Annotated in this window: 9 protein-coding genes; 3 read left to right on the forward strand and 6 right to left on the reverse strand. The window is 71.1% G+C overall.

All coding sequences use genetic code 11. From position 1 onward, the window contains the following. Positions 1-102: 102 nt before the first annotated feature. Entirely contained in the window at positions 103-3,675 is a 3,573-nt protein-coding gene (locus ACZ4W5_RS15715; RefSeq protein WP_360238097.1) for a bifunctional glycosyltransferase/CDP-glycerol:glycerophosphate glycerophosphotransferase, read from the reverse strand. A gap of 133 nt (positions 3,676-3,808) precedes the next feature. Here ACZ4W5_RS15715 and ACZ4W5_RS15720 point away from each other — a divergent pair, with 133 nt between their 5' ends. After that, positions 3,809-4,807, forward strand: a complete 999-nt coding sequence (locus ACZ4W5_RS15720) for a glycosyltransferase family 2 protein (protein ID WP_465654979.1) — start codon at positions 3,809-3,811, stop codon at positions 4,805-4,807. Positions 4,808-4,928: 121 nt separating this feature from the next. Further along, on the forward strand, positions 4,929-5,876 hold the full coding sequence (locus ACZ4W5_RS15725) for a YihY/virulence factor BrkB family protein (RefSeq protein WP_360238095.1): 948 nt from the start codon (positions 4,929-4,931) through the stop codon (positions 5,874-5,876). 28 nt (positions 5,877-5,904) lie between these two features. Here the strand turns inward: ACZ4W5_RS15725 and ACZ4W5_RS15730 are convergent, their stop codons facing one another. Next, on the reverse strand, positions 5,905-7,107 hold the full coding sequence (locus tag ACZ4W5_RS15730; RefSeq protein ID WP_360238093.1) for a D-alanyl-D-alanine carboxypeptidase family protein: 1,203 nt from the start codon (positions 7,105-7,107) through the stop codon (positions 5,905-5,907). 145 nt (positions 7,108-7,252) lie between these two features. Here ACZ4W5_RS15730 and ACZ4W5_RS15735 point away from each other — a divergent pair, with 145 nt between their 5' ends. Further along, positions 7,253-7,510 carry an SCO4848 family membrane protein gene (locus ACZ4W5_RS15735; protein ID WP_465654981.1) on the forward strand — a complete coding sequence of 86 codons (258 nt, stop codon included), beginning with the start codon at positions 7,253-7,255 and terminating at the stop codon, positions 7,508-7,510. Between the two features lie 88 nt (positions 7,511-7,598). Here the strand turns inward: ACZ4W5_RS15735 and ACZ4W5_RS15740 are convergent, their stop codons facing one another. From ACZ4W5_RS15740 to sdhC, 4 genes are read right to left on the reverse strand one after another with little or no spacing between them, the layout of a single operon-like run. Beyond that, positions 7,599-8,369, reverse strand: coding sequence for a succinate dehydrogenase iron-sulfur subunit (locus ACZ4W5_RS15740; RefSeq protein WP_360238089.1), 771 nt, complete (start codon positions 8,367-8,369; stop codon positions 7,599-7,601). Further along, positions 8,369-10,111 (reverse strand): succinate dehydrogenase flavoprotein subunit, encoded by a 1,743-nt coding sequence (gene sdhA / locus ACZ4W5_RS15745; protein WP_360238087.1) that lies wholly within the window; start codon positions 10,109-10,111, stop codon positions 8,369-8,371. The genes ACZ4W5_RS15740 and sdhA overlap by 1 nt, the downstream gene beginning before the upstream one ends. A gap of 51 nt (positions 10,112-10,162) precedes the next feature. Beyond that, the gene (sdhD, locus tag ACZ4W5_RS15750; protein ID WP_360238085.1) at positions 10,163-10,654 is read right to left on the reverse strand and encodes a succinate dehydrogenase, hydrophobic membrane anchor protein; all 492 of its coding nucleotides are present in this window, start codon (positions 10,652-10,654) and stop codon (positions 10,163-10,165) included. 8 nt (positions 10,655-10,662) lie between these two features. Continuing rightward, on the reverse strand, positions 10,663-11,043 hold the full coding sequence (gene sdhC, locus ACZ4W5_RS15755; RefSeq protein WP_033332398.1) for a succinate dehydrogenase, cytochrome b556 subunit: 381 nt from the start codon (positions 11,041-11,043) through the stop codon (positions 10,663-10,665). Positions 11,044-11,365 lie beyond the last annotated feature (322 nt).

Consider the following 11,365-nt stretch of genomic DNA (forward strand, 5'->3'; position numbering starts at 1 on the left):
AAGGGGGGGGGGAAGTCCCCCCCCCCCCCCCCGCCCCCCCCCCCCCCCCGTCCCCCCCCCCCCCCCCCCCCCCCCCCCCCCCCCCGATGCCGTCTTCGGCGGCTACTCCTTGCGGAGCATCGCGTCGACCACCCGGCCGGAGGCCTTGCCGTCGTCCAGGTCGCAGTACGCCTCGCGGAACGCGGCCGCCTTGTCCGCGTACTCGGCCGCCACCGCGTCCACCCGGCCGAGCGCGTCGACCAGCGCCTCGGAGGTGGCCAGCAGCGGGCCCGGGGCCTCGGCCTCGAAGTTCAGGCTGAAACCGCGCAGGTTGTCGCGGTAGTGCTCCAGGTCGTGGGTGAAGAACAGCATCGGCTTCCCGGTGGTGGCGAAGTCGAAGATGCTCGACGAGTAGTCGGTGACCAGGACGTCGGCGATCAGCAGCAGCTCAGCCATGTCGGGGTAGCTGCCGACGTCCCAGATGTAGCCGTTGCCGGCGCCCGGGATCTGGCCGCACATCATGTTGTGCCGGCGCACCAGCAGCACCTGGTCGTCGCCCAGCGCGGCCTTGGCCGCCTCCAGGTCGATCCGCAGGTCGATCTGGTAGCCGCCGTTCGGCCGGCGCCGGTCCTCGCGCCAGGTCGGCGCGTACAGCACGACCTTCTTGCCCTCGGGCAGGCCGAGCCGCTCGCGGACCTGCTCGGCGGTCTTCTCCCGGTCGGCCGCGAACAGCAGGTCGTTCCGGGGCGCCCCGCTCTCCAGGATCTCGCCCTGGTAGTCGAAGGCGCGCCGCAGCACCGGGGCGGACCAGCTGTTGCCGGCCACCAGCAGGCTCCAGTTCGGCACCTCGCGGCTCAGGCCCTTGAGGTAGTTCGAGTCGGTGAACCAGACCTTCTCGAAGTCGAAGCCGACCTGCTTGAGCGGGCTGCCCATCCGGGTCTGCACGACCACCTGGCCGGGGCGGCGGACGAAGAAGTCGGGCAGGTGGGTGCTGGTGACGATGTACTTGGCGGTCGCCAGCGCCTCGAACCACTCCGGGCTCCACAGCCGGATCGCCTGCGCGGTGCGCGGCAGCTCGGTCTGCATGTCGTCGCTGCCCCAGAGGTGCTCCAGCGGCAGGCCGCGGCGGACCAGCTCCTCGTGGATCGCCCGCGGGGAGTCGGCGTAGGCGCTGCCGTGCCCGGCGTTGTAGAGCACGGTGTCGCGCACCGGCAGGCGGCGGGCGGCCGGGTAGTCGGTGGTGCGCAGCCGGCGCTGGCGGAAGCCGGAGCGCTCCTCGGGCAGCAGCGCCGAGTACGACTCCAGCGACAGGCCGTCGTGGTAGCGGCGCTCCAGCGCGATCCGCTTGCCGCGGGACTCCACCTCCACCGGCAGGGTGCCGAAGCAGTCCGGGGAGATCTGCGCGTGGCTGTCCGGCAGGGCCGAGGCCGGCACGCCGACCGGACGGAAGAAGACGTTCCAGGTGCCCTGGGCGAGCGGCACCCGGCCGGCGAAGGTGGCGGTCGGCACGGCGGGCAGCGCGGTGCGGAACCGGCCGTCCGAGATCTCCACCGGGTAGACGTGCTCCTCCTCGCGCCAGTGGTGGCGGACCACCAGCTCCCAGCGGTGCGTGCCGGGCTGCGGGAACGAGCCGCTCAGCAGGAAGCCGTCGGCGCCGCGCGCCGACACCTCGTCCACGATCGGCTGCAGCAGCTGGTCGGAGAGCTGGAAGTGGCCGCTCGGGGAGGGCTTGGTGTAGATCGCCCGGCGCAGCTCGACCGGCGCCTGCGGGTCCAGCGGGACGTGCAGCTGCTCGGGGGCGTTGCGGTCGTCCCAGACCAGCGGCAGCACGCTGCCGTCGGCCAGCAGCAGCGCGCTGTTCCAGCGGTCGCGGACGCGCTCGTCGGCCACCGGGTCCAGCTCGGCCCAGGCCTCGCGGACGGCGGTCAGCTCGGCCACCTCGACCGAGGAGGTGAACGGCTGCAGGGTGCCGACCGGGGTGCCCAGCTCCACCGGGAAGGTCAGCTCGCGGTCCGACTCGAGGTGGGTGAGCCGCAGCCGGGCACCGGCGAAGCTCGCCCCGGAGCGGGCCGCGCCGGAGACCTCGATCCGGCCGTCGTGCGCGGCCAGGCCGGTCACCCGGGCCTTGACGGTCTCCACCTGGAGGTAGACGAAGCCGTCCCGGATCCACGGCACGATCCGCACGTCCGGCTCGACCCAGTGCTGCGGGATCGACGCGGCGCTGTCGCTCCAGCCGGCCGAGATCCGGCCCTTGTAGACCCCGCCCTTGCCCGCGCCGGCCACCAGGACGCGCCAGTGGCCGTCCTTCCACTGGCCGCGGTGCTTGAGCTTCTTCGGGTCGAGGGCGACGGTGAAGCCGGACCAGTCGCAGTTGTACAGGTCGTGGTTGCAGCTCGCGGTGGCCTCGGGGCTGTACTGGGTCTTCATCGGCACCGCGATCGCCCGGCGGCCCTTGGCCTCGCGCAGCACCAGGGTGCGCACCATGTCGTGCTTGTTCGCCGCGCCCAGCTGCTCCGGGTAGGCGTGCCCGGTCAGCTCCAGCTTCCCGCCCACCCAGGCGGTGCTGTACAGCCGGCTGCGCATGACCAGCGAGTTGTCCAGCTTGAGCACGCCGGCCGGGACGCTCTTGCGCCCGCCGCGCAGGAACGGGTAGTCCGCGTACGGCCGCAGCAGGCCGCGGGCCTGCACGCCGCCGCCGCTCTCGCCCTCGTACTTGATCTGCTCGACCAGCTCGTCGACCCGGTTCTGCAGGGTCAGGTGGTACTTGAGCCGCAGCGGCGCGCGCAGCTTGCGGACCTGCTCCTGGCCGATCGAGCGGAGCAGCCGGCTGACGTTCTGGACGTAGGCGTCCCGGTACTCCTTGTCGCCGTCCACGACGGACCAGAAGAACATCGGGATCTCCTCGACGAGGGTGTTCTCGTCGTAGGAGCGCAGGTACTCGGCGAAGCGCGGCTCGGTCTGCTTCTTCAACCAGGCGCGGACCAGCTCGACCGAGGCGACCCGGTCGATCAGGCCCTTCGGGTTGGTGCGCATCTGGGTGATCGACATCTCGCCGACCTCGCGCTCGCGCCAGTGGTAGATCGGCTCGGAGAGCACGTCCACGCTCTTGGCGAGGTAGTGGTGCGGCACGCTGACCGGCGCGTCCTCGTACAGGATGCCCTCGGGGTAGAGCAGGCCGGCGGCGTCGAAGAAGGAGCGGCGGTACACCTTGTTCCACGCGGTGCGGTCGGTGACCAGCGCCGGGAGCTCGGTGATGTGGGTCTTGAGCCGGGTGTCCTTGAACGGCTTGGCGTGCCCGCCGGACTGGTAGTAGCCCACCGCGCGGAACCGCAGCACGTTGCCGGTGCAGAAGTCCGAGCCGGTCTCGTCCAGCGTGTTGATCATCAGCTCGTACGCGCTCGGCGGCATCGAGTCGTCGCTGTCCACGAAGCACAGGAACTCGGAGTCCGGGTCGATGTGCCGGATACCGGTGTTCCGGGCCGCGCCGAGGCCCTTGTTGACCTGCCGGACCAGCCGGAACCGCGAGTCCTTCGCCGCGTAGGCCTCGGCGAGCGCCGCACTGCCGTCCTTCGAACCGTCGTCGACCATGACGCACTCGAAGTCCGTGAAGGTCTGGGCGGCGATCGAGTCGAGGCATTCGACGAGATAACGCTCGACGTTGTAGATCGGAACGACGATGGAGAGGCGGGGAGCCATCGGCTACGCAGGCCTTTCTCGGGAGGAGCGTGGCAGCCCGCTGGGGGTCTGGCCGCACTTGGATCGGTGCGTACGTGCCCACTGATCCTACCTCCGGGGCCCGGACCCCCTCCGGCCCACTACGCTGGCCCCCGTGCCCCGCTTCAGCGTCATCGTCCCCGTGTACCAGGTCCAGGACTACCTCGCCGAGTGCCTCGAATCGGTCCTCGGCCAGAGCGGGCCGGACTTCGAACTGATCGCGGTGGACGACCGCTCGCCGGACGGCTGCGGCGCGATGCTGGACGAGGCCGCCGCCGCCGACCCCCGGGTCCGGGTGCTGCACCTGCCGGAGAACGTCGGACTCGGCCGGGCCCGCAACGCCGGCCTGGAGGTCGCCACCGGCGACTACGTGCTCTTCCTCGACAGCGACGACACCCTCACCCCCGGCCTGCTGGCCGCCGTCGAGGACCGCCTCGCCGCCACCGGCGACCCGGACGTCCTGGTCTACGACTACGCCCGCACCTACGCCGACGGCCGGATCACCCGCGCCGCCGCCGGCCACGTCTTCGGCGCCGAATCGCCGGACGTCTTCGACCTCGCCACCCGCCCCGACCTGCTCGACCTGCTCCAGGTCGTCTGGAACAAGGCCTACCGCCGCGGGTTCATCACCGAGCAGCGGCTGGAGTTCCCGGCCGGCTACTACGAGGACACCCCCTGGACGTACCCGGCGCTGCTCGCCGCCGGCGGCATCACCCTGCTCGACCGGGTCGGCGTGCACTACCGCCAGCGCCAGGAGGGCGGCAACATCCTGGCCACCGCCAGCCGCAAGCACTTCGACGTCTTCGCCCAGTACGACCTGGTCTTCGCCTTCCTGGACCGCCGCCCCGACCTGGACCGGTGGCGCCCGGTGGTCTTCGGCAAGATGCTCAACCACCTCAACACCGTGGTCGCCAAGCCCGGTCGGATCCCGCCCGGCGACCGCCGCGAGTACTTCCGCCGCGCCGCCGCGCACTGCGCCCGGCTGCGCCCGGCCGGCTACCGCCCGCCGCCCGGCGTGGACGGCGTGCGCACCGAACTGCTCGGCCACGGGCGGTACGCCGCCTACCAGGCCGTCCGCGCCCTGGCGAAGGCCCGCCGGCTCGTCAACAGCTGATCGGCACCGGCCCGGAGCCGCGGCACCGGCCTGGCCGGATCCGCTGCACCGCCTGGCCGGATCCGTTGCACCGGCCCGCGCCTGACGGCCGTTCGGGGGACGGGCCGGTATAACCGGTCGGGTGGACTTCCTGACCCGCCTTCCGGTCCTGGGCCCGCTCGTGGCCCGGGTGCTGCGCAGCCGCCCCTACCGGGTGTACGAGTACTTCTCCGCCGCCCGTGGCAACCGGCTGGCCGGAGCCGTCACCTTCTTCGGCTTCCTCGCCCTGTTCCCCCTGCTCACGGTCGGCCTGGCGATCGCCGTCGCCACCCTGAACGGCAGTCAGGTGGACGACCTCCAGCACCGCATCTCCGACCAGCTGCCGGGCCTGTCGGACTCGCTCAACCTGCCGTCCCTGGTGGCGAACGCGGGCACCCTCGGACTGGTCAGCGGCGCCCTGCTGCTGGTCTCCGGCCTCGGCTGGGTGGACACCATGCGCACCTCGATCAGAGACCTCTGGCAGCTGCCCGAGGAGGACGGCAACCCGGTGCTGCGCAAGGCCTGGGACGTCCTGGTGCTGGCCGGCCTCGGCCTGGTGTCGCTGTTCTCGCTGGGGGCCTCCGCCGCCGGCACCACGCTCGCCGGCCGGATCGCCGACGCGATCGGCCTGGGCAGCGGCTACCTGCTGACCGGGGTCGGCATCCTGATCGCCATAGCGTGCGACATGCTGCTCTTCGCCTACCTGCTGGCGCCCTTCCCCGGGATCACCGACCAGCGCCGCCGCGACCTGCTGACCGGCGCCCTGATCGGCGCGGTCGGCTTCGAACTGCTGAAACTGCTGCTCTCCTCCTACCTCGGCTCGGTCGCCGGGCGGAGCCTGTACGGGGCCTTCGCCACCCCGGTGGCGCTGCTGCTGTGGATCAACTTCGTCAGCCGGCTGCTGATGTACTGCGTGGCCTGGACGGCCACCGCCGACCCGGTGGCGGCCCGGGAGCGGACCAGGGAGCACGGCCGGGCGCTGCTGGCCGCGGCCGACGAGGCCGAGGCGGAGGACACCACGCCCACGGCGACGCCCCGGCCCCGCACCTGAGGCCGGGGCCGGGGCGTCGGACCACGGCTCAGTCCCCGGCGCGGCCCGCCACCCGGCGCCGGACGGCCAGCACGGCGCCCGCCGCCGCCACGGCCCCGACCAGCACGGCCGCCCAGCCGCCCGCGCCGAGCCCGCCGTCCCCGGCCGCCCCGGCGGCGGGCCGGTCCCCGGTGGGGGAGGGGTGCGGCGGCGGGGCGGGGGCACCGGCGGCGCCGCCCGCCTGACCGGTCGGCTCCTCGCGGCCGGCCTGCTGCTCGTCGACCAGCCGGCCGACCGGCCGGACCTTGCCCGCCGCGGCGAAGCCCCAGTCCAGCAGCTCGGCCGTCTCGTCGTACACCTTCTGGTAGCTGGCCGGGTGCATCACCGTCACCAGCAGCGTCCGGCCGTTGCGCTCGGCCGCGCCGACGAAGGTCGAACCGGCGTTGGTGGTGGTGCCGTTCTTCACCCCGATCAGCCCGGGGTACTTGCCCAGCAGCCGGTCGGTGTTGGCGATCCCGAAGCTGCCGCGCTGGCCGGTGTTCCGGTCGACGGCGCCGGGGAACATCGCGTCCCGGGTCGCGCAGTACCCGCGGAAGTCCGGGTTGCGCAGGCCGGACCGGGCGAACAGCGACAGGTCGTAGGCCGAGGACAGCTGGCCGTCCATGTCGTAGCCGTCCGGGGAGATCACCTTGGTGTCCCGCGCCTGGAGGGCCTCGGCCCTGGCCTGCATCTCGTTGACGGTCGGCTGGATGCCGCCGTTCATGTGCGCCAGGACGTGCACGGCGTCGTTGCCCGAGCTCAGGAACACCCCGCGCCACAGGTCCTCGACCCGGTAGTCCAGGTTCTCCTTGATGCCGACCAGGCTGCTGCCGGGGCCGATGTTCTGGATCTCCTCGTCGGCGACCCGGTGCACCGCGTTGCGGTCGAACTTGGGCAGCACGGTGTCCGCGAAGAGGATCTTCAAGGTGCTCGCCGGGGGCAGCCTCAGGTGCGGGTTGTAGGCCGCCAGCACGTCCCCCGACGTGGCGTCGGAGACTATCCAGGACTGGCCGGTGAGGTCCGTCGGCAGCGCCGGCGCCCCCGCCAGCGGATCGACCTGGACCCCGGGCAGCCCCAGCCGCTCACCGCCGATCGCGGTCGACGGGGGCGGCGCCTGCGGAGCCGCGACCGCCGCGGGCGCGGCGAGCAGGACCGGGAGGGCCGCGGTGACCGCGGCGCACAACTGCGCGAAGGTGTGACGGGGTGTGGGCACCAGCTGACCGTACCCACTGCGGAGCCGGGACGTCCGCCACACCGGACGGCTCCTCCGCAGGAGGGGCCCGCCCTACGCCGATCGGCGGCCCGCGCATACTGGGGAGGCACCCCGCAGCCACCGCATCCCCGCCGAGGACCACCCCATGAAGCTCAGCCGCCGCACCTCCTGGTTCCTGACCGCCTTCGGCGTCTGGTCGATGATCATCTGGACCACCTTCGTCAAGAACCTCTGGAAGGACTCCGGCAACCAGGCCTTCGTGAACGGCGACCACTCCCAGCCCACCGCCTTCTTCTGGGTCCACCTGCTCCTCGCCGTCACCTCCTTCCTCCTCGGCATCGCCGTCGGCACCATCGGCCTCCGCGGCCTCCGCGCCACCCGCCGCACCCCGGCCACGGACTGAACTCCCCGTTGCCGCCACCTGGCAACGACGGAGGCCCCCGCCCGATCGAAGGATCGGACGGGGGCCTCCGTCGTTGCTCAGGCGGGGGTCAGAAGCGGCGGGTGACCAGCGCCCGCTTCACTTCCTGGATCGCCTTGGTGACCTCGATGCCACGCGGGCAGGCCTCGGAGCAGTTGAAGGTGGTGCGGCAGCGCCACACGCCCTCACGGTCGTTGAGGATCTCCAGGCGCTGCTCGGCACCCTCGTCGCGCGAGTCGAAGATGAAGCGGTGCGCGTTGACGATGGCGGCCGGGCCGAAGTACTGGCCGTCGTTCCAGAACACCGGGCAGGACGACGTGCACGCGGCGCACAGGATGCACTTGGTGGTGTCGTCGAAGCGCTCGCGGTCCTCGGCGGACTGCAGGCGCTCGCGGGTCGGGTCGTTCCCCTTGGTGATGAGGAACGGCATGACGTCCTTGTACGCCTGGAAGAACGGGTCCATGTCCACGACCAGGTCCTTGAGGACCGTCAGGCCCTTGATGGCCTCGATCGTGATCGGCTTCTCCGGGTTGACGTCCTTGATCAGGGTCTTGCACGCCAGCCGGTTGCGGCCGTTGATCCGCATGGCGTCGGAGCCGCAGATGCCGTGCGCGCAGGAACGGCGGTAGGTGAGGGTGCCGTCCTGCTCCCACTTGATCTTGTTGAGCGCGTCCAGGACGCGCTCCTTCGGGTCCATGGTCAGCTGGTAGTCGACCCACACCGGGTCCGGGTGCTCCTCCGGGTTGAACCGGCGGATCCGGAAGGTGACGGTGATCAGCTGTACGCCACCGGCCTCGACCGCGTCCAGAGCGGCCGAGTGCTCCACAGTCGGAGTGCTCATCAGTACTTACGCTCCATCGGCTGGTAGCGGGTCGTGACGACCGGCTTGTAGTCGAGGCGGATGGAGGTGCTGCCGTCGGCGGCGACCTCCTGGTACGCCATGGTGTGCTGCATGAACTTCACGTCGTCACGGGTCGGGAAGTCCTCGCGGTAGTGGCCGCCGCGGGACTCCTCACGGGCCAGCGCGGAGACGGCCAGCACCTCGGCCAGGTCGAGCAGGTTGCCCAGCTCGATGGCCTCCAGGAGGTCCGTGTTGTAGCGGAAGCCCTTGTCCTGGATGGAGACGTGCTTGTAGCGCTCCCGCAGGGCGGCGATGTCCTCGACGGCCTGCTTGAGGGTGGCGCCGGTGCGGTAGACCATCGCGTTGGCGTCCATGGTCTCCTGCAGCTCCTTGCGGATCTGCGCCACGGACTCGGTGCCGGTGGACTCGCGGAGCCGGTCGACCATGCCCTGGACCAGCGCCTCCGGGTCGTCCGGGAGCGGGACGAACTCGTTCGCGTTGGCGTAGTCGGCGGCGGCGATGCCCGCGCGACGGCCGAACACGTTGATGTCCAGCAGCGAGTTGGTGCCGAGGCGGTTGGCGCCGTGCACGGACACGCAGGCGACCTCGCCGGCCGCGTACAGGCCCGGGACGACGTCGGTGTTGTTGCGCAGGACCTCACCCTCGACGTTGGTCGGGATGCCGCCCATGGCGTAGTGCGCGGTGGGCTGGATCGGGATCGGGTCCGTGTAGGGCTCGATGCCGAGGTAGGTGCGCGCGAACTCGGTGATGTCCGGGAGCTTGGCGTCCAGCTGCTCCGGCGGCAGGTGGGTCAGGTCCAGGTAGACGTGGTCGCCGTCCGGACCGCAGCCGCGGCCTTCGCGGATCTCGGTGTAGATCGCGCGGGAGCAGACGTCACGGGACGCGAGGTCCTTCATGACGGGGGCGTAGCGCTCCATGAAGCGCTCGCCGTCCTTGTTGCGCAGGATGCCGCCCTCGCCGCGGGCGCCCTCGGTGAGCAGGATGCCCATCCGCCAGATGCCCGTCGGGTGGAACTGGAAGAACTCCATGTCCTCCAGCGGGAGGCCGCGGCGGTAGGCCACGGCCTGGCCGTCACCGGTGAGGGTGTGGGCGTTGGAGGAGACCTTGAAGAACTTGCCGGTGCCGCCGGAGGCGAACACGACCGACTTGGCCTGGAAGACGTGGATCTCGCCGGTGGCCAGCTCGTAGGCGACGACACCGGCCGTCTTGCCCTCGTTGAGCAGCAGGTCGAGGACGTAGTACTCGTTGAAGAACTCGACGCCGTGCTTGACGCAGTTCTGGAACAGCGTCTGGAGGATCATGTGGCCGGTGCGGTCGGCCGCGTAGCACGAGCGGCGGACCGGGGCCTCGCCGTGGTTGCGGGAGTGGCCGCCGAAGCGGCGCTGGTCGATCCGGCCCTGCTCGGTGCGGGAGAAGGGCAGGCCCATCTTCTCCAGGTCGAGGACGGCGTCGATGGCCTCCTTGCACATGATCTCGGCGGCGTCCTGGTCGACCAGGTAGTCACCGCCCTTGACCGTGTCGAAGGTGTGCCACTCCCAGTTGTCCTCCTCGACGTTGGCCAGGGCGGCGCACATGCCGCCCTGGGCCGCGCCGGTGTGGGACCGGGTCGGGTAGAGCTTGGTCAGGACCGCGGTGCGGCTGCGCTGCGTCGACTCGATGGCCGCGCGCATGCCGGCGCCGCCGGCGCCGACGATGACGGTGTCGTACTGGTGAATCTGCATGGGGGGTTAACTCGCCTCTGGCCTCTGCCGATGGTCGATGGTGCTCGCGGCTCAGATGTTGGGGTCGAAGGTGAAGATCACCAGGGTGCCGAGCAGCACGGTGAAGACCGTGGCGGTACCCATGAGCCCCTTGAGCCAGAGCCGGGTCGAGTCCTTCTCGGCGTAGTCGTTGATGACCTGACGCATGCCGTTGGCGCCGTGCAGCATGGCGAGCCAGAGCATCAGGAGGTCCCAGCCCTGCCAGAACGGCGAGGCCCAGCGACCGGCGACGAAGGCGAACCCGATCTTGGAGACGCCACCGTCCAGGATCAGCATGATCAGCAGGTGGCCGAGGATCAGCACGACCAGGACGACACCGGACAGGCGCATGAAGAGCCAGGCCAGCATCTCGAAGTTGGTGCGGGTGCGGCGCGGGGTCTTCCCGGTCCGCTTGCGCGGCGGCTCGATGACGAAGGCGTCGGCGGGGTTGCCGGTGCCGATGCCCTTGCCGGTGTGCGCCTGCTTGGAGGGGACGACGATCGCGTCGGAGTAGTCCGTGGACATCAGTCAGCTCACTTCCCGAACCAGGAGATCAGCGTGTGCTGCAGGATGCCGTAGAAGGAGCCGGCCATCAGGACGACCCAGACCCCGACGACGGTCCACAGCATCTGCTTCTGGTACTTCGGGCCCTTGGACCAGAAGTCCACCGCGACGACGCGCAGGCCGTTGAGCGCGTGGAACAGGATGGCGGCCACCAGGCCGTACTCCATCAGGTTCACGAGCGGAGTCTTGTACGTCTGAATGACGGTGTCGTAGGACTCCGGCGACACTCGCACGAGGGCGGTGTCCAGGACGTGGGCGAACAGGAAGAAGAAGATGAGGACGCCGGTGACTCGATGAGCCACCCAGCTCCACATGCCTTCCCGGCCGCGGTACAGCGTTCCAGCCGGCACGGAAAAACCCTCCGGAAGCGATTGGGGGCTCGGCCGGCTTCGGTGTCGGTCAGCCCGGCCGGGTACGGTCCACCGGCCGCCAGCATCCTATCGACGCCGCGTCGGGAACCGCCTCCGGGGTACCCAGGTGTGATCAATCAGGCACTTCTGGCCTAGTGCGGCGGGAACCGGGGCCACTTTGGTCACACTGGGTGATGGCCTTGGGGCTCAACGGTGACGGGCGGCGATCGGATTCACCCGTGGGGATGAATCGGGGCTGGGCGGGGCGCCCCCGGAGCCGGGGGGGGGGGGGGGGGGGGGGGGGGGGTCCGGGTGTCCCCCT

The sequence above is a fragment of the Kitasatospora sp. NPDC029367 genome (assembly GCF_055569135.1).